Source organism: Faecalibacterium sp. AF10-46, assembly GCF_003604105.1.
GTDB lineage: Bacteria > Bacillota > Clostridia > Oscillospirales > Ruminococcaceae > Faecalibacterium > Faecalibacterium taiwanense.
The window spans coordinates 180,145-199,390 of record NZ_QVGY01000003.1; the positions used below are offsets into that span (position 1 = coordinate 180,145).

The window sequence follows — 19,246 nt, forward strand, 5'->3', positions numbered from 1 at the left end:
CGGCGCAGCAAAAAGGGGAATGATTATGAGTGACGATACCATTTTTATCAACCGGGAACTGAGCTGGCTGGATTTCAACCGGCGCGTTCTTGCGCTGGGCAAAGATAAAAATGTTCCGCTTGCAGAGCGGGTCAAATTTCTTGCGATCTACGGCTCCAATCTGGACGAGTTTTTTATGGTGCGCGTGGGTTCTCTGCAGGAGCGCGCCAATCTGGAACAGGAACAGGGCAAAAAGGTCAAGAGGGAAAACAAGACCAACATGTCCGCGGCGGAACAGCTGACTGCCATCATGCCCAAAACGGCACAGCTGCAGGAGGAGTGCGATAAATACTACGCAAAGGCGCTGGAAGCACTGGCGGAGTGCGGCTGGCGCAAGGTGGATCTTGACCACTTGTCCAAGGAGGACGAGCACTTCTGGAAGAAGTACTTCCAAACGGAGCTGTTCCCCATCCTCAGCCCGCAGATCGTGGATAACCGCCATCCGTTCCCATTCCTGCGCAATCAGGAGATTTACCTTGGCGTTCTGCTCAAGGAAAAACACCCGGCAGGGCAGAGCCTTGGCATCATTCCCATTTCCAGCCAGATGGAACGGATGCACGTTGTAAAAAAAGACGGCGAAACGCAGTTTGCACTTACCGAAGAGCTGGTGCTGCACTTTGCGGCCAGCATCTTTGGCAAAGAGACGATTCAGGAAAAATGTCTCTTCCGTGTTACCCGCAATGCGGATATCGACGTAAAAGAGGGCATGATGGATCATGATATCGACTACCGCGAGATCATGACCGAGCTGCTCAAGCGCCGCCGCAAGCTGGCTGCGGTGCGTCTGCAGATCACGCCTGCCCCGGCCCCGGAGGTAGAACGCCTGCTGTGCAACCGTCTGCTGCTCACCCATAAACGGGTGTTCGAGCAGAAAAGCCCGCTGGATCTGAGCTTTTTCTACAAGCTCACCGGCCGCATGGAAGCGGAGGGGCGGCCGGAACTGTTCTACCCGGCTGCACGGCCCATGCTGCCGCCGCCGGACTACGACCTTGCCGCTGAGGTGCAGAAGCACGATGTGCTGCTCAGCTACCCGTACCAGTCCATCCGGCCCTTCATTGCCATGCTCAAAAAGGCTGCCCATGATCCTGAGGTCATTTCCATCAAAATGACCTTGTACCGTATGGCGCGGGAGTCCCAGATCGTGCAGGCGCTGATGGAAGCCGCTGAGAACGGCAAAGAGGTGGTGGCGCTGGTGGAGCTGCGCGCCCGCTTTGACGAGCAGAACAATATCGACTGGTCGAAGCAGCTGGAAAGCGCAGGCTGTACGGTCATTTATGGCTTTGATGATTATAAAGTGCACTCCAAGCTGACCCTTATCACCAAAAAGAGCAAAGAGGGCTACTCTTATATCACCCAGATCGGCACCGGAAACTACAACGAAAAGACCAGTGAGCTTTACACGGACTACTCCTTCATTACGGCAGACCATGGCATTGGCGAGGAAGCTTCCAATGTGTTCCAGAACCTTGCCGTGCAGAAGCTGACTGAGGAGAGCGACCGGATGCTGGTAGCACCGCTGCGCTTCAAGAGCGTATTGCTGGAAGAGATGGATCGTGTCATTGCCGCCGCCCACATGGGCCGTCCGGCATCCATGATCCTGAAAAACAATTCCATCAGCGACCGGGATATCATCCTCAAGCTGCAGGAAGCCAGCTGTGCCGGTGTGCGCATTGATATGATCGTGCGCGGCATCTGCTGCGTGCGCGCCGGCGTGCCCGGCAAGACGGAGAACCTGCATATCCGCAGCCTTGTGGGTCGTTATCTGGAGCATGGCCGCATTTACAGCTTCTTCGATGGTGCACATACCCGCATCTATATTGCATCCGGCGATTTCCTCACCCGCAACACCGAGTGCCGCGTGGAGGTGGGCGTGCGCGTGGAGGATCCCGTGCTGGTGCGGAAGCTTACCGACATTCTGCAGCTGCAGCTGCGGGATAATGTCAATGCCCGCGAGATGCGCCCGGACGGCAGCTACCAGAAGGTAAAGCCCGCTGAGGGCGAAGCACTGGTGAACGGCCAGATGGGCATGTATGAGCTGTTGAAAAATGACTGGACGCAGCCGGAGCCTTGGAGGCTTTCTGCCGCTGTGCAGGAAAAACAGCCTGAACCTTCTGCCGAAGCAGCAAAGCCAGAACCTGCGAAAACGGAAGCGGCTCCCGCTGCAAAACAGGCAGAAGTTTCTCACCCGGAATCTGCTGCGGCACCGGAAAGCGGCGACCGCTTTGACCAGCTGGAACAGATGGTCAATCATAAAAAGCGTACAGAGCCGCAGCTTGCCCCTGCAGCCAAGCCGATAAAGCCGGTGGTGGTGGAGACACCCTCCCCCAGAAGCCGCCTGAAACGGATTTTGGATTTCTTCAGGTTACGCAGATAATATTTGCAAGACCCGACAGAGCAAACCCTCTGCCGGGTCTTTTTGCGTGTTTGCCTGCATAAATAAAAAGCAAACGGAAGGCGGGAGGCAGAAGGTGCGGGCAAAGCGATGGGGACGAGCCGGGCACGGCAGGGAGCAGCCCAGACGGAGGGTGATTTTTCTGGCAGTTTTAGCCGGACTGCTGGTGTGCGTGGTGCTTCCGGTGCGGGCGCAGAAAAAAACGGGGAAGCTCTGTTTCCCGCTGGACACCACACAGTACCGTGTTTCGGACGGATACGGCTGGCGGCAGGATCCTTTTACCGGGGAAAGAACGTTCCATAAGGGCATTGATCTTGCCTGTGCAGAGGAAACGGAAGTGCTTGCTGCGGAAGGCGGTGCGGTGGTGCAGGCATACCGCAGCACAAGCTATGGCACCTGTCTGCGTGTTCTCCATACAGATGGCAGCGAGTCACTTTACGCCCATTTGCAGTACGCCTATGTCCGCACGGGCGAGGTGGTGGAAGCAGGGCAGCTGCTGGGCGCAGCAGGGCGCAGCGGGCGCGCTACGGGAGCACACCTGCATTTTGAACTGTACCGGCAGGGAACAGCCTGTGACCCGGCGGATGCGCTGGGCCTTTCCTCATGAAGCTGCATGATTCCCGGCAGCTGGGGCCGCTGGTGTTCCGCGACCCGCTGCTTTTGTGTAGCGCACTGTATTTTCTGCTCTACTTTGATGCAAGCGGCTTTCTGCGGCTGGGGCTGCTGGCGGCGTTCCTGCACGAGTGCGGGCACATTCTGGTGTATTGTGTGTTTCTGCGCCGCTTTCCGGTCATTGAGGTGACCATGACTGGCTTTTGTATGCGGATGGACGCTCCGGCCCGGGGCCTTTCACCGGGGCGGCTCTTCTGGCTGGCTGCTGCAGGCCCGGCGGTCAATTTCATGCTGGCAGGCATCTGGGCACTGCGGCTGGAACAGGAACTGACCATCCGCGGCAGTGCCTTCTGGGCGGCAAATCTGCTGACCGGGGGATTCAATCTGCTGCCCGTTCCACCGCTGGATGGGGCGCAGCTGGCATCCTGCCTGTGCGAAATGCGGCGTGCAGGCAAAAAGTTTAAGGGAAATGATTGAAAAAACAGCTCATTTCGGGTACAATAAAATGACGTGTAAAAATGGACTGTTTATTGGAGGACTCGATGTTTGATCCAAAACTGAAAGAAGCACTGGGACGGGTACAGAAGCCTGGTCGTTATACCGGCGGAGAACCCGGCAGTGTATATAAGGACAAAGAAAAAGTGGATGTTCGCTTTGCGTTCTGCTTTCCGGACACCTATGAGGTAGGTATGTCCTTCCTCGGCGAAAAGATCCTGTATGAGCTGCTCAACAGCCACGAAAACTGGTGGTGCGAGCGTGCTTTTATGCCGTGGCTGGATATGAAGGCTGAGATGGAGCGTCTTGGTCTGCCGCTCTACACCATGGAGAGCAAGGATCCGCTCACCGCTTTTGATGCAGTGGGCTTCACCCTGCAGTACGAGCTTTCCTATACCAATATTCTGGCCATGCTGGATTTGGCGGGCATCCCGTTCTATTCCAGAGATCGCGATGAAAGCTGGCCGCTGATCGTGGCGGGTGGCCCCTGCGCCTGCAACGCGGAACCCATTGCGGACTTTTTTGATGTGGTCCAGCTGGGTGAGGGCGAAAACCAGCTGCCCGGCATCTGCGCCGAGATCGAAAAGGCCAAAAAAGAGGGCGGCGTTTCCAAAAAGGAACTGCTGCTGCGCATTGCAAAGATCCCCGGCGTCTATATCCCGGCGTTCTACGATGTGGAGTATTACGAGGATGGCCGGGTCAAGGCCATCACCCCCAATGAGCCGGGCATCCCGGCGCGCATCACCAAGGCGATCATCAAGGACCTGAACGAGTTTGCCCCGCCTACGAATTTCGTGGTGCCCATGGTGGGTGCCATTCAGGACCGCGCCAGCATCGAGGTGCTGCGCGGCTGTGTGCGTGGTTGCCGTTTCTGTCAGGCGGGCTTTCTGTACCGTCCCATGCGCCAGCGTGACGCGGGCCTTCTGAACAGGGCGGCGCAGGAGCTGTGCGCTAACACCGGCTATGAAGAACTGAGCCTTTCCAGCCTGTCCACCTCTGACCACGGCCAGCTGGAAGAGCTGCTGGATGATTTGAACGAGTGGGCACCCAAGGAGCATGTGAGTCTGTCGCTGCCTTCGCTGCGTGTGGACAACTTCTCCCAGAGCCTCATTGAAAAGACCACCAAGGTGCGCAAGAGCGGCCTGACCTTCGCCGCCGAAGCCGGCACCCAGCGCCTGCGCAACGTCATCAACAAGAATGTCACATGGGACGAGATCGAAAAGACCTGCACCATTGCATTCAACGCGGGCTACACCTCGGTCAAGCTCTACTTCATGATGGGCCTGCCCACTGAGACCATGGAGGACATTGAGGGCATCGCAGAGACGGCGCAGAAGGTGGTAGACCTCTATTATTCGCTGCCCAAGCGCGGCAAGGGCAAGGGCGTTCAGGTGACCATCAGCTGTGCCTGCTTTGTGCCCAAGCCCCATACGCCGTTTGAGTTCGTGCCCATGGACACTGAAGAAATGCTGCGCGCCAAGCAGAAGCATCTGCTGGAAAGTGTGCGCAGCCGTAAGATCAAGGTCAACTACCACGACAGCACCACCAGCTTTCTGGAGGGCGTGTTTGCCAAGGGCGACCGCCGCCTTGCCCCGGTCATTGTGGAAGCCTACAAGCGCGGCTGCTACTTTGACGGCTGGGAGGAGTGCTTCAAGTACGATACTTGGCTGCAGACCTTTGCTGATCTGGGCATCGACCCGGCATTTTACTGCCAGCGCCCCATTGGTCTGGACGAGGTAACGCCCTGGTCCCATATGGACTACGGTGTTACCCACGAATATCTGGTACGGGAGTACAAAAAGGCCCTTGCCGCCCAGACTACCCAGCCCTGCAACCGTGCCTGCCACGGCTGCGGTGCAAATCACCTGTTAGGAGGTCCCTGCTTTGATTACAGTCAGAATCTCGTTTGAGAAAAAGAATGAGGCCTCCTACATCTCCCTGCTGGACCTGCAGCGGGTGATGCAGCGAGTGCTCAAGCGCAGCGGCTTGCCGGTGTGGCATACGCTGGGTTTCAATCCCCACATCTATATGACCTTTGCCTGCCCGCTTTCTCTGGGGCAGGAGAGCGAGTGCGAGTGCGTGGACGTCAAGACCGAAGCGGAAGCCCCGGATTTTGAACAGTGGAAAGCGGCCCTCAATGCCATCATGCCCGCAGGCATCGTGATCACGCACGTTGGCCCGGTGCAGATGAAGGCGGACCTCATTGCCTACGCATGCTATCGCATCACCTACCCGGCGGCAGCGGCTGCGGCGCTGGATCAGTACAACGCGCTGGAAAGCGCCCCGGTGGAAAAGCACGGCAAAAAGGGCAACAAGATCATTGAGCTGAAGGAACATCTGCCCAAAGTGGAGTACACCACAGAAGGGGACAGCCTGCACATGGATCTGTGCATGCCGGCCGCACAGGAACTGAACCTGAACCCCTCGCTGCTCACCGGCTTTCTGGAAGAAAAATTCGGCCTGCCTGCTGTCAGCGCCAACATCCTGCGCAAAAAGTTTCTGACGGCAGATAAGCAGCTGTTTGTCTGATCGGAGTGTGAAAGACTGTCTGTTGGGCAAAACAGAAAATTTTTGCATTTATTTTGGTCAGAACGCTTGCATTCACGCAGGTTTTGTGATATCCTATTTAGGCGTTAGTGTCCGCTGAGACCACAGCGGGGTTAATGACAATATCATTAAACGGGCGGTCCTCTGACGGCAAAGTGCCGTGTATGAACGTCTAAAAACAAATGGAGGATTCAAAAATGGACGCACTGAAGATTATTTCTGAAGGCAGCATCAAGGCTGAAAAGCCCCAGTTCAACGTTGGCGACACCGTCCGCGTTGATGTTCGTATCAAGGAAGGCGACCGTGAGCGCATTCAGGCCTTTGAGGGCACTGTGATCGCAAAGAAGCACGGCGGCGTTGCTGAGACCTTTACCGTTCGCCGCGTTGCTTACGGTGTTGGCATCGAGCGTGTCTTCCCCATCAACAGCCCCTTCGTTGAGAAGGTCACCGTTGTCCGCAAGGGCAAGGTCCGCCGCGCAAAGCTGTTCTACCTGCGTGGCCGTACGGGCAAGGCTGCCAAGGTCAAGAGCGATATTTGATCATCCCCGATTTGAAACGGGAGAAAAGGGACAACCTTGTTGTCCCTTTTTTCTTTATCAAAATTTCGGAAAAAATGCGGCTTTTTGCAGGCACCGTTCTTGCGAAGAGCCTGTCGGCTGCGGTATAATCGGGTCAGCAGTGTAAAACCAGAAGGTGAGGTGTACCGGATATGGAAAAACAGGAACAGGCAAAGCCCGTGCGTGGGCAGAATCTGCTGGAATGGTACGAGGCATTGATCTCGGCAGCGCTGGTGCTGGTGCTGATTTTTTCGTTTTTCTTCCGCATCATTCAGGTGGACGGCAGCTCCATGGTGCCCACACTGGTGAACGGTGATAAGCTCATCGTGTGGGGAGCAGGCTATACACCGCAGCGTGGTGACGTGGTCATTGTGGACAGCTATACCTCCTACGGCAAGCCGCTGGTCAAGCGTGTCATCGCCAAGGGCGGAGATACCATCAGCATTGATTACGATTCCGGTGTGGTCATGGTGAACGGTGAGGTCTTGCAGGAGGACTACATTGCAGAGCCTACCTATCTTGGCTACGATGTGCAGTTCCCGTACACAGTGCCGGAGGGCACGGTGTTCGTGATGGGTGACAACCGCAACCAGTCGCTGGACAGCCGCTCCACCTATGTCGGCTGCATCGACGAACGGGATATTCTGGGCAAGGTGCTTGTGTGCTTTATGCCCTTTACAGATTTTGGGGTGGTAAAATGAACGAAATGGATACCCGCTTTGCAAACCAGTACAATATTCAGTGGTTCCCGGGCCACATGACCAAGACTCTGCGCATGATGGAGCAGGAGATCCAGCACGTGGATGCCAGCCTTGTGCTGCTGGATGCCCGAATCCCGCTTTCCAGCCTGAACCCGGAGATCGAGCGCATCACGGCCCGCAAGCCGAAACTATACGCGCTGAACAAGGCCGATCTGGCAGACCCGGCTGTAACGGAAGAGTGGATCAAGTATTTCCGTGCGGCAGATGCCGGCTGTGTGGCCATCAGCGCCAAGCAGAAGGGCGGTGCCAATGCGGTAAAGGCTGCCATTGAAAAAGAACTGGCGGGCCTGCTGGAACGCCGCCAGAACCGCGGCATGGGCGGTGCCAAAACACAGGTGATGCTGTGCGGCATCCCCAATGTGGGCAAATCCACCTTCATCAACACCTTTGCAGGCTCTGCCCGCGCCAAGGCGGCAGACCGCCCGGGCGTAACCAAGGGCAAACAGTGGGTCAGCACCGACAAATTTGACCTGCTGGATATGCCCGGCGTACTGTGGAAGAAGTTTGACTCCAAGACCATTGCGTCCAATCTGGCCTTTATCGGCTCCATCAAGGATGATATTCTGGATGTGGAAGAGCTGGCCATGAACCTGCTGGACGAGGTGCGCCGCAACTACCCCGACCTTGTGGCCCAGCGCTACAAGCTGGATGCCGAAACGCTGGCCCTGCCGCCCTACGAGCTGATGGAAGCCATCGGCCGCAAGCGCGGTCTGCTGGTGCGCGGCGGCGAGGTGAACACCGAGCGCTGCGCCATTATGCTGGTGGACGAGTTCCGCGCCTGCAAGTGGGGCCGCATCTCGCTGGAGCGTCCGCCGCAGCGGGATGATCTGGCTGATTTTGCCGAGGAGGATGACGAATGAAGCGCCGTTCCGACGAGGAGATCTCGGCTCCGTTGTATGAGTACGATGCCGCTGTACGCAGTCAGTATGGCTGCTTTGCAGGCGTGGACGAAGCCGGACGCGGCCCTCTGTGCGGCCCGGTGTGCGTAGCGGCCTGTATTCTGGACCCGGAGAATCCGGTCTTTGGCATCAACGACTCCAAAAAGCTTACTGAGAAAAAGCGGGAAGCTCTGTTTGATGAGATCATTGAAAAGGCGTTGGCCTACAAAATTGTTTTTGTGGGGCCGGAGATCATTGACCGGGACAACATCCTCAACGCCACCATGGGCGGCATGAAGCAGGCTGTGGAAGAGCTGGACATCGTGCCGAACCTTGTTCTCGTGGATGGAAACCGCACCCCGGCAGGGCTGCTGGTCCCGGCACAGCCGGTGGTCAAGGGCGATGCCACCAGTGCCAGCATCGGCGCAGCATCCGTCCTTGCCAAGGTCAGCCGTGACCGCTATATGCTGGAACTGGACAGACAGTATCCGCAGTATCAGCTGGCAAAGCACAAGGGCTACCCGACCAAGCTCCATTATGAGCTGATCGCCCAGTACGGCATCCAGCCGTTCTACCGCCGCAGCTTCCTCAAAAAGCAGGGCTACTGGCCGGAGAACGGAAAGTGAACCGCGCCGAGACAGGGCGCAGGGGAGAAGCTGCTGCGGCCCGCTGGTATCAGAAGCAGGGCTGCAGGCTGCTGGCACACAACTTCCATACCCGGATGGGTGAGCTGGATGTTGTGGTGCAGGAGCCGGATGGGACCATTGTCATCTGTGAGGTCAAGACCCGTGCGGAAGGCTCTCTGGCCAGCCCGGCAGAAGCGGTGGACCGGCCCAAACAGCGCCGCCTGATCCGTGCAGCACAGTATTATCTGCAGCAGAACGGCCTGAGCGATGCACCGGTGCGATTTGACGTGGCAGAAGTGTTCCCTCTTGACAGCGGGCGCTGGATGGTACATATTATAAGGGGCGCTTTTCTCACGTAAAGCAACGGCCCCGGTGGGAAAATGTACGGGCAGAGGGCTTCTCTGCCACAGCAGAAGAACGTGCTTTGCACGTTCTACGGCGAAAAAGGAGCGACAACAATGCAGTTTTTTAGTACCAGAGACCAAAACCGCAAAGTGACTTCCTCGGAAGCAATCGCACAGGGCCTGTCCAACGAGGGCGGTCTGTTTGTACCGGAAAGCTTTCCGCAGGTGGATGTGAAGGCACTGTGCGAGCTGGACTACCCGGCCATGGCAGCTGCCGTCATCAAAGAATATCTGACCGACTACTCGCAGGATTTCCTGACCGAAGCTGCCCACAAGACCTACGGAGAGGCCTTTGGCGGCAAGGCAGGCTATCTTGCCCCGGTGGAAGGGGACACCTATGCCTTAGAGCTGTGGCATGGCCCTACCTGTGCATTCAAGGATTATGCTCTGCAGCTGATGCCGAAGCTTCTGGTGGAAGCCAAAAAGAATCTGGGCCGCACGGAAAAGACCCTGATCCTTGTGGCGACCAGCGGCGATACCGGCAAGGCAGCTCTGGACGGCTACCATGATATCCCGGGCGTGGAGATCGCAGTGTTCTATCCCACGGGCGGCACCAGCGAGATCCAGCGCCTGCAGATGGCAACGCAGGAGGGCGCCAACGTGGCAGTGTACGCTGTGCGCGGCAACTTTGATGATGCACAGACCGGTGTGAAGAAGGTCTTTGGTGACACTGCCATTGCAGCAGAGCTTGCCAAGCGGAACATCCGCCTGTCCAGCGCCAACTCCATCAACTGGGGCCGTCTGGTGCCGCAGATCGTCTATTACTTTGCCGCCTATGCCCAGCTGCTCAAGGCGGGCAGGATCACCTTCGGCGATGAAGTGGACTTCTGCGTACCCACCGGCAACTTCGGCGACATTCTGGCAGGCTACTATGCAAAGCGCATGGGCCTGCCCGTGGGCAAGCTGGTCTGCGCTTCCAATGAGAACAACGTGCTGACCGATTTCCTCACCACCGGCACCTACACCGCAAAGCGGGAGTTCTTCAAGACCACCTCGCCCAGCATGGACATTCTGGTGTCCTCGAACCTCGAGCGCCTTCTGTACCATGTCACCGGCAGTGATGCCGAGGTGGCGGGCCTGATGAAGAGCCTTGCCGAGACCGGAAGCTATACTGTGCGTCCGGAGACGCTGGCTGCCATTCAGGAGAACTTCTCCTGCGGCTGGAGCAGTGAGGAAGAAGTGGCAGGGGAGATCCGTGTCCGCTACGAGAAGGATAATTACCTGTGTGATACCCACACCGCCGTTGCGTTCCATGTGGCAGCGCAGAAAAAGCGCGAGGGCGTGCCCATGGTGGTGCTGTCCACCGCGTCTCCCTTCAAGTTCCCGCGCAGTGTGCTGGAAGCACTGGGCCGTACCGCCCCGGAAAATGATTTTGAAGCAATGCAGCAGCTGGAAGCAGTCTCTGCGCATACCGCACCGGCAAGCCTTGCCGCGCTGCGCCAGAAGCCGGAGCGCTTTAACACCGTGATCGATCCTGCGCAGATCGCCGAGGTGGCGCTGGGCTATCAGGAATAACACATCCTGCTGCATTTAGAACAGGAGAAAAAACATGGCACTTTTTGTGCTTGGCGATACCCACCTTTCTCTGGGTGCTTCCAAGCCGATGGATATTTTTCCCGGCTGGAATGATTATGTGGAGCGCCTTGAGAAAAACTGGCGCAAGCTCATCAAACCAGAGGATACCATTGTATTGGCGGGCGATATCAGCTGGGCCATGCGCCTGACCGATACCCGTAAGGATTTTGAATTTCTGCAGAGCCTGCCCGGGCAGAAGATCATCATGAAGGGCAACCACGATTACTGGTGGTCTACCGTGAACAAGATGAATGCCTACCTCAAAGCAGAAGGCTTTGATACCCTGCACATTCTGCACAACAACTCCTACAGTGTAGAGGGGTATGCACTGTGCGGTACCCGCGGCTGGCTGTTTGATGCAGGCGAGGCCCACGACGAAAAGGTGATGAACCGCGAGATCGGACGGCTGCGCATGAGTCTGGATGCCGCCGAACCCGGGCTGGAAAAGCTGGTGTTCCTGCACTATCCGCCGGTGTATACCGGCACCAGTGCGCCGGAGATCGTGGCCACCTTAAAGGAATACAGCATCAGGACCTGCTACTATGGCCATCTGCACGGCAATGCCATCCGCTATGCGGTGCAGGGCGATGTGGATGGCATCCACTACAAGCTGGTCAGTGCCGATGGGCTGCGTTTTTGCCCGTACCGCATCAATTGAACCGTTAAAACCAATAAAAATTAACAATTTGGGCTGGCAATTGTGTCAGGAGCGTGCTATAATAGTTTTTGACGCGATTGTTGCACCCAATTGAGCGCGCGCGTCCCCGCATATTGCAAAAGCAAGTTCATCCAGGACGCAGTGCGCGGTTGCAAAGGGCAAAAACTTCCTGCCCTGCGCAATAGAATTTTTGAGTGGAGGAAAAACAAATGAATTTCATCAAGTGTGAAAAGCTCGAGAAGAGCATGGCAGAACTGCAGTTCTCCATCGACGCAGAGGCTTTCAAGAAGGCTGTTGCCGATGTTTTCAAGAAGGAAGGCAAGAAGTACGCTGTTCCCGGCTTCCGTAAGGGCAAGGCTCCCCGCGCTCTGATCGAGAAGATGTACGGCGCTGATGTCTTTACCTATGATGCCATCAATGAGCTGTTCCCCGAGGCTTTCGAGGCTGCTGTCAAGGAAGCTGGCGTTGAGCCGGTCGGCCGTCCGGAGGTCACTGTTGACTCTGCTGATGAGACCAACGGTGTCACCCTGACCGTCAAGGTCGCTGTCAAGCCCGAAGTCAAAGTTGGCAGCTACAATGGTCTGACGGTTGAAAAGACTGTCCATACTGTTTCTGACGAGGCTGTTGAAGCTGAGCTGAAGCGTGTGCAGGAGCGCAATGCCCGTGAGCTGACCCGTGAGGGCGCTGCTGAGAACGGCGACATCGCTGATATCGACTTCGAGGGCTTCGTCGATGGCGTGGCTTTCGAGGGCGGCAAGGCTGAGCACTACAGCCTGACTCTGGGCAGCGGCAGCTTCATCCCCGGCTTTGAGGATCAGATCGTGGGCCACTCTGCTGGCGAAGAGTTCGACGTGAACGTTACCTTCCCCACCGAGTATCAGGCTGCCGAACTGGCTGGCAAGGCTGCTGTGTTCAAGATCAAGCTGCACGAAGTGAAGTACAAGGAGCTGCCTGCTCTGGATGACGAGCTGGCTAAGGATTGCTCTGAGTACGACACTCTGGACGAGTTCAAGGCTTCCATCCGCAAGAACAATCAGGAGCAGCTGGACAAGCAGGACGATCTGGCTGTTGAGAATGCTCTGGTGGATCAGGTCATCGAGAGCATGGAGGGTGAGATCCCCCAGGCAATGTATGATGCCCGCATGGACGAGATGGTCAACGACTTCGCATTCCGCGTGGAGCAGCAGGGCCTGCGCCTCGAGGACTACCTGAAGTATATGGGCCAGACTATGGAGCAGTTCCGCGCCTCCTTCATGCCGCAGGCTGAGAAGCAGGTCAAGATCCGTCTGGCTCTGGAGGCTGTTGCTGCTGCTGAGAACATCGAGGCTTCCGAGGAGGAAGTTTCCGCTGAGATCAAGCGCATCGCTGACCAGTATAAGATGGAAGAGGACAAGGTTCGTGAGCTGGTCAATGTTGACGACCTGAAGAAGGATCTGGCCATCAACAAGGCCATCGACTTCATCAAGAGCCACGCAAACATCGTGGAGAAGGCTGCTGAGGAAGAGAAGGCTGCAGACGCTGAGTAATCAGCTCCTGTGTTCCTTTGAAGCGGGCAGTATGCTGCACGGTTTCAATCAAAGGTTGTAAAAATTGACCGATACGGCAGAACCGGCAGGGAAACCGTATCGGTCAATTTTGCAAATACTATATTCCATTTCAGGAGGCGAACTTTATGAGTTTTGTTCCTTACGTTGTGGAACAGTCGTCCCATGGCGAGCGTTCCTATGATATTTTCTCCCGTCTTTTGAACGATCGCATCATCGTTCTGAGCGAGGATGTCAACGATACCTCCGCCAGCCTTGTTGTGGCACAGCTGCTGTATCTGGAAGGGCAGGACCCGGACAAGGACATCAGCCTGTATATCAACAGCCCCGGCGGCTCCATCAGCGCCGGCATGGCCATCCACGATACCATGCAGTATATCAAGTGCGATGTTTCCACCATCTGCATGGGCATGGCAGCTTCCATGGGTGCCTTCCTGCTGGCAAGCGGCACCAAGGGAAAGCGTTTTGCACTGCCCAACTCGGAAATTCTGATCCATCAGCCGCTGATCGGCGGGCAGGGCGGCGGCCTTTCCGGCCAGACCACCGATATCAAGATCCATGCTGAGCACATGGTGTATATCCGCGATAAGATGAACCGCATGCTCAGCGAGTACACCGGCCAGCCGCTGGAAAAGATCCAGCTGGATACCGAGCGCGACAACTATATGTCCGCACTGCAGGCAAAGGAATACGGCCTGATCGATGAGGTCATTGCCCACCGCTGAGCCGCCGACATTTAATTTACCCAGGATAAGGAAAAACAGCTATGGCAAATAACAATTCCGGCAGAGACAAAAACGAAAAGGATCTGGTCTGCAGCTTCTGCGGAAAGCATCAGGACGAAGTGGAGCGTATGATCATCGGCCCCGGTGTCAATATCTGCAGCGAATGCATCGGCCTGTGCCACGACCTGCTTTCCGACAAGCCGGATCAGCCCAAAAGCGCCCGACCGGCCCGCGGTGCAAACCGTGCGCACATCCAGCCTGCGGACGATCTGGATATCAACATCCTGACCCCGGCCGAGATCAAGGAAGGTCTGGATCAGTATGTGATCGGTCAGGACGAGGCAAAGCGTGTGCTGGCCGTCTCGGTCTACAACCACTACAAGCGCATCCTCAGCGGCAAGGGCAGCGACGTGGAGCTGCAGAAGTCCAACGTGCTGCTGCTGGGTCCTTCCGGCGTGGGCAAGACCCTGCTGGCACAGACTCTGGCAAAAATGCTGGGCGTTCCCTTCGCCATTGCCGATGCCACCACCCTGACCGAAGCCGGTTATGTGGGCGAGGATGTGGAGAACATTCTGCTCAAGTTGATCCAAGCAGCGGATTTTGATGTGCAGAAGGCACAGATCGGTATTATCTATATCGACGAGATCGACAAGATCACCCGCAAGAGTGAGAACCCCTCCATCACCCGCGATGTGGGCGGTGAGGGCGTGCAGCAGGCCCTGTTGAAGATTTTGGAGGGCACTGTGAGCAATGTTCCTCCGCAGGGCGGCCGCAAGCACCCGCAGCAGGAGTTCATCCAGATCGACACCACCAACATCCTGTTCATCTGCGGCGGTGCATTTGATGGCTTGGATAAGTATATCCTGCGCCGCACCGATAAGTCCGCACTGGGCTTCGGCAGCAGCCTGAAGGATAATTCCAGCGAAGCGGAGAAGGCTCTGCTGCGCAAGGTGGAACCCCACGATCTGGTCAAGTTCGGCCTGATTCCGGAACTGATCGGCCGTCTGCCGGTCATTACCGTGCTGGACGATCTGGACGAGGATGCTCTGGTTCGCGTGCTCAAGGAGCCGCGCAACAGCCTTGTGAAGCAGTATAAGGAACTTCTGAGCATGGATAATGTGGAACTGAACTTCACTGATGAAGCACTCCACGCCATTGCCCGCAAGACGATCGAGCGCAAGACCGGTGCCCGCGGCCTGCGCAGCGTGATGGAAAGCATTCTGCTGCCCATCATGTACGAGGTGCCCACCGATACTACCATCATCCGCGTAACTGTGGATGAAGATACCGTGGAAGGCGGCGAAGCACATCTGGAATACGGCGCGGTGCGCAAGCGCTATAAAAATCAGGTCGCTCTGAGCTGACGCTTTTAGCGTACAGCAGGGGAGCAAAGACCCGGCATTCAAGCTCTGTTTCAAAAGCTTTTTGCTTTTGGCAGGGCTTTTTGCTTTATTATTCTTGTTTCCGAGGGCAAAATGTACTATAATATTAAGGTCTGGAATGGCATGGGGAACGCTCCCTGGCAGGAATGCTCCGCAAAATGCCGCTCTGGCGCTATGGGTAACAGGAAGTACGATAAAGGAGTGTGTTTCCAATGGCAAATTATCTTGCAATGAATCGTGATGAACTCACTGCCGAAAAGGCAGCGCTCGAAGCAGAGTATAAAAAATTTCAGGCCAAGGGTCTCAAGCTGAACATGGCCCGCGGCAAGCCCGGCCCTCACCAGATGGATCTGGCTATGGACCTGCTGAAGATGAATGACTATACCACCGATGCCGGTACGGATGCCCGCAACTATGGCGAGCTGGAAGGCCTGCAGGAGGCCCGCGTGCTGTTTGCGGATGTCTTTGGCGTAAAGCCGGAGGAAGTGTTCGTGGGCGGCAACTCCAGCCTGCAGCTGATGTATAACCTCGTCAATATCGGCTATGTGTTCGGTTTCCCGGAGTCTCCGTGCCCCTGGTCTCAGGTGGAGAAGCGCAAGTTCCTCTGCCCGGTGCCCGGCTATGACCGTCACTTTGCTATTACCGAGGAGTTTGGCTTTGAGCTGGTCAGCGTGCCTATGACCCCCAATGGCCCGGATATGGACATTGTGGAAAAGCTGGTGGCCGAGGATCCTGACATCAAGGGCATCTGGTGTGTGCCGCAGTATTCCAACCCCGATGGCTACACCTACAGCGATGAGACCATCGAGCGTTTTGCCAAGATGAAGACCGCTGCGCCTGATTTCAAGATCTTCTGGGATGAAGCCTATATCGTCCATCACCTGACCGATGAGATCATCGAGACTCCGGTGCTGCTGAACGAGAGCAAGAAGTACGGCAACGAAAACCGTGTGTTCATGTTCACTTCCACCAGCAAGATCACCTTCCCGGGCGCAGGTGTCTCTGCCATTGCCTGCAGCGAGAGCAGCATGAAGTATATCTGCAAGCGCTTCTCGGTCATGATCATCAGCTACGACAAGATGAACCAGCTGCGCCACGTCCGCTTCCTGAAGAACAAGGAAGGTGTGCTGGCCCACATGGCAAAGCACCGTCGTCGTCTGGTGCCCTGCTTTGATGCCGTCAAGACCGCATTCAAGAACAACCTCATCCCCTGCGGGGATATTGCCCACTGGACGGACCCCAAGGGCGGCTACTTCATCAGCCTGTATGTGATGCCCGGCTGTGCAAAGCGCGTGGCGGGTCTGTGCAAGGATGCGGGCCTGACCCTGACCGGTGCCGGTTCTGCATATCCCTATCACAAGGACCCCGAGGATTCTCACCTGCGCATTGCGCCCACCTATCCCAGTCTGGACGAGGTGGAAACCGCTTCCGAACTGCTGTGCATCTGTGTGCGTCTGGCTGTGGCAGAAAAACTGCTGGCTGACAAGGCAGACTAACATTTTTTGATTTTATCTCCTCTGTGCGGCCCGTCTGGGCCGTCAGGGGAGTTTTGTCGCAAGAAAGCCGGCACGACGGCCCCCTTGCGGAAATGATAAGGCCCGCCGAAGCAGGCGGTCCGCGCTAGAATACGGGCGGCAGCTGCAAGAACTGCTGCTTTTGGAGGTTCTCTGAATTTTATGAAAACAAAAGGCAAAGCATGGCATCTGATCGCCACAGTGCTGTTGATCGTGGTATTTGTGTATACTGCGTTCTTCGGTGTGTATGCCAAGTACGGCGATACGACCACGACCTACATCAAAGGTGCAAAGGATATCCGCTTCGGTGTGGATATCAAGGGCGGTGTCAACGTCACCTTTGTGCCGTCGGATGGCTACGATGCTACCGAAGAACAGCTGGAAGCAGCCCAGCTCGTCATTGAGAACCGTCTCGTGGCGCTGAATGTGACCGACTACGAGCTGTATGTGGACAACAATTCCGACAGCCTGATCCTGGAGTTCCCGTGGCAGTCCGGTGAGACAGATTTTGACCCGGAAGCTGCGATCGATGAGATCGGCACCACCGCCTATCTGACCTTCCGCGAGGGAAGCAGTGCGGACGGTGAGCTGATCCTGGACGGCTCCATGATCGAGAGCGCCGCAGCTCAGTATGGCCCCGTCAGCAATGGCGGTGCTTCGGAATATTTCGTCTCCTTGAAGTTCACCGATGACGGTGCCAAGGCATTTGGCGATGCTACCACAAAGCTGGCTGCATCGGGCGGCACCATCAGCATCTGGCTGGACGATGAAAACGTGAGCACGGCTACGGTCAATACTGCTATTACCGATGGCTCTGCCATCATTACAAGCTCGGCTTCCAATCCTTTCACGCAGGAGCAGGTCGTCAAGATGGCCCGCCAGATCAACTCCGGCGCACTGCCCTTTGCACTGACGGTGGACAGCTATTCCACCGTCAGCCCCAGCCTGGGCGAGAACAGCCTGAGCGCCATGGTTCTGGCCGGCCTGATCGCCTTTGCACTGATCGTGGTGTTCATGACGATGCTGTACCGTCTGCCGGGCTTCCTTGCATGTATTGCACTGGCTGGTCAGGTGGCAGCAACGCTGGCGTTCGTTTCCGGTTACTTCCCGGTGTTTGAAAGCTTTACCATGACCCTGCCCGGCATCGCAGGCATCATCCTTGCCATCGGCATGGGCGTGGATGCCAATGTTATCACGGCAGAACGCATCAAGGAAGAGCTGAAAAACGGCAAGTCTCTGGATGGTGCACTCAAGAGCGGTTTTGCCCGCGGCCTGACCCCCATCGTTGACGGCAACGTGACCATCGTCATCGTGGCCATCGTGCTGATGGGTGCCTTTGGCCCCTCGGACGGCATGTTTGCAAAGGTACTCCACTTTGTGTTCTTTGCCTTTGGCCCCTCCACCGCAGGCACTATTTATGCCTTCGGTTACACGCTGCTCACCGGCGTGCTGCTGAACTTTGTGTTCGGCGTGTTCGCAACCCGTGTGATGATCCGCGGTGCGGCATCCATCAAGGCACTGCGCAACCCTTGGCTCTACGGTGCAGAAAAGCCCGGCAAGGAAAAAGCCGAGAAGAAGCCCATCGACTTTGTGGGCCTGCGCAAGCGCTTCCTGACGATCTCCTCCTGCCTGATGGCAGCCATCGTGCTGTGCGCTGTGGTTTTGGGTGTCCATCTGGATACCGAGTTCACCGGCGGTGCCATGATCACCCTGAGCTACGAGGGCAGCTTTACCATGTCGGATGTGCAGAAGGTTGCATCCTCTGCATTGGAGAATAACGGCCTGACCCTGCAGACCGGCGAGAATGTTGCTACCGGTGGCCAGACCCTGAAAATCTCGATGCCCGGTACCGAAACAGTGACTACCGAGCAGGTGGCTAAGCTGCTGGACAGCCTGAACGAAAGCTGCCCGGACAACAATTTTGAACAGCTGTCGCTAAGCAACGTCAGCGCTGCCATGGGCACCAAGTTCCTGCAGAAGAGTCTGGTTGCCGTGGTGTTTGCACTGGTGCTGATCCTGCTGTACATCGCCCTGCGCTTCAAGAACATCGGCGGCCTGACCGGAGGCATGATGGCGGTGCTGGCATTGGTGAACGACCTGATGGTGGTGTTTGGCACCTTCGTGTTGCTGCGCACCGCGCTGGATGGCAACTTCATTGCCGCCATGCTTACCATCCTTGGCTACTCCATCAACGATACCGTTGTGGTCTACGACCGTATCCGCGAGAACCGCACCCTGATGGGTAAAAAGGCATCCTTTGAAGAGCTGGTGAACCACTCGGTGAACCAGTCCGCCCGCCGCACCCTGATCACCACCATTACCACGGTGATGGCGCTGGGCGTTATGTGCATCGTGGCAAAGCTGTATGGTCTGGACAGCATCTTTACCTTTGCGTTCCCGCTGATGATGGGCATGATCAGCGGCGTGTACACTTCGCTGTGCGTTTCCACCTCTGCGTGGGTGCTGTGGAGTGAGCGCAAGCCCAAGACCAAAGCCTAAAAACACAGCCCGGTCAGACCGGACAGGAGGAACAGAAC

Annotated in this window: 17 protein-coding genes; all 17 read left to right on the top strand. The window is 56.6% G+C overall.

Features of this window, described 5'->3' with window-relative positions:
- Positions 1-25 precede the first annotated feature (25 nt).
- The 17 genes from ppk1 (at position 26) to secF (ending at position 19,208) form a co-directional block, all read left to right on the top strand.
- Complete coding sequence (gene ppk1, locus DWV57_RS05550; protein WP_120020211.1) at positions 26-2,413, top strand: polyphosphate kinase 1; 2,388 nt, start codon at positions 26-28, stop codon at positions 2,411-2,413.
- 151 nt (positions 2,414-2,564) lie between these two features.
- Positions 2,565-3,038 (top strand): M23 family metallopeptidase, encoded by a 474-nt coding sequence (locus DWV57_RS05555; RefSeq protein WP_243112307.1) that lies wholly within the window; start codon positions 2,565-2,567, stop codon positions 3,036-3,038.
- Positions 3,035-3,520: a peptidase gene (locus DWV57_RS05560; RefSeq protein WP_120020213.1), complete on the top strand. Its 486-nt coding sequence runs from the start codon at positions 3,035-3,037 to the stop codon at positions 3,518-3,520. Before DWV57_RS05555 ends, DWV57_RS05560 begins: the two co-directional genes overlap by 4 nt.
- A 65-nt stretch (positions 3,521-3,585) precedes the next feature.
- Complete coding sequence (locus DWV57_RS05565) at positions 3,586-5,448, top strand: TIGR03960 family B12-binding radical SAM protein (protein WP_120020214.1); 1,863 nt, start codon at positions 3,586-3,588, stop codon at positions 5,446-5,448.
- On the top strand, positions 5,423-6,067 hold the full coding sequence (locus DWV57_RS05570; protein WP_005941909.1) for a TIGR03936 family radical SAM-associated protein: 645 nt from the start codon (positions 5,423-5,425) through the stop codon (positions 6,065-6,067). Before DWV57_RS05565 ends, DWV57_RS05570 begins: the two co-directional genes overlap by 26 nt.
- A 215-nt stretch (positions 6,068-6,282) precedes the next feature.
- Positions 6,283-6,624, top strand: a complete 342-nt coding sequence (rplS, locus tag DWV57_RS05575) for a 50S ribosomal protein L19 (RefSeq protein ID WP_022257134.1) — start codon at positions 6,283-6,285, stop codon at positions 6,622-6,624.
- A gap of 170 nt (positions 6,625-6,794) precedes the next feature.
- Positions 6,795-7,343: a signal peptidase I gene (lepB, locus tag DWV57_RS05580; protein WP_118527354.1), complete on the top strand. Its 549-nt coding sequence runs from the start codon at positions 6,795-6,797 to the stop codon at positions 7,341-7,343.
- A complete protein-coding gene (ylqF, locus tag DWV57_RS05585; protein ID WP_005941918.1) occupies positions 7,340-8,263 on the top strand; it encodes a ribosome biogenesis GTPase YlqF in 924 nt (307 codons plus the stop codon). Before lepB ends, ylqF begins: the two co-directional genes overlap by 4 nt.
- On the top strand, positions 8,260-8,907 hold the full coding sequence (locus DWV57_RS05590; RefSeq protein WP_097777741.1) for a ribonuclease HII: 648 nt from the start codon (positions 8,260-8,262) through the stop codon (positions 8,905-8,907). The genes ylqF and DWV57_RS05590 overlap by 4 nt, the downstream gene beginning before the upstream one ends.
- Positions 8,904-9,266 carry a YraN family protein gene (locus DWV57_RS05595; protein ID WP_005941923.1) on the top strand — a complete coding sequence of 121 codons (363 nt, stop codon included), beginning with the start codon at positions 8,904-8,906 and terminating at the stop codon, positions 9,264-9,266. Before DWV57_RS05590 ends, DWV57_RS05595 begins: the two co-directional genes overlap by 4 nt.
- Positions 9,267-9,365: 99 nt before the next feature.
- A complete protein-coding gene (gene thrC, locus DWV57_RS05600) occupies positions 9,366-10,826 on the top strand; it encodes a threonine synthase (RefSeq protein WP_118527350.1) in 1,461 nt (486 codons plus the stop codon).
- A gap of 34 nt (positions 10,827-10,860) precedes the next feature.
- Positions 10,861-11,544, top strand: a complete 684-nt coding sequence (locus DWV57_RS05605) for a metallophosphoesterase (protein WP_005941928.1) — start codon at positions 10,861-10,863, stop codon at positions 11,542-11,544.
- A 209-nt stretch (positions 11,545-11,753) separates the two neighbouring features.
- On the top strand, positions 11,754-13,070 hold the full coding sequence (tig, locus tag DWV57_RS05610; RefSeq protein WP_118527348.1) for a trigger factor: 1,317 nt from the start codon (positions 11,754-11,756) through the stop codon (positions 13,068-13,070).
- A 146-nt stretch (positions 13,071-13,216) separates the two neighbouring features.
- Positions 13,217-13,813 carry an ATP-dependent Clp endopeptidase proteolytic subunit ClpP gene (gene clpP, locus DWV57_RS05615; protein ID WP_005941935.1) on the top strand — a complete coding sequence of 199 codons (597 nt, stop codon included), beginning with the start codon at positions 13,217-13,219 and terminating at the stop codon, positions 13,811-13,813.
- A gap of 41 nt (positions 13,814-13,854) precedes the next feature.
- Entirely contained in the window at positions 13,855-15,177 is a 1,323-nt protein-coding gene (gene clpX / locus DWV57_RS05620; RefSeq protein ID WP_120020215.1) for an ATP-dependent Clp protease ATP-binding subunit ClpX, read from the top strand.
- 230 nt (positions 15,178-15,407) lie between these two features.
- Positions 15,408-16,691 (top strand): aminotransferase class I/II-fold pyridoxal phosphate-dependent enzyme, encoded by a 1,284-nt coding sequence (locus DWV57_RS05625; RefSeq protein ID WP_118527346.1) that lies wholly within the window; start codon positions 15,408-15,410, stop codon positions 16,689-16,691.
- 180 nt (positions 16,692-16,871) lie between these two features.
- On the top strand, positions 16,872-19,208 hold the full coding sequence (secF, locus tag DWV57_RS05630; RefSeq protein ID WP_120020216.1) for a protein translocase subunit SecF: 2,337 nt from the start codon (positions 16,872-16,874) through the stop codon (positions 19,206-19,208).
- Positions 19,209-19,246 lie beyond the last annotated feature (38 nt).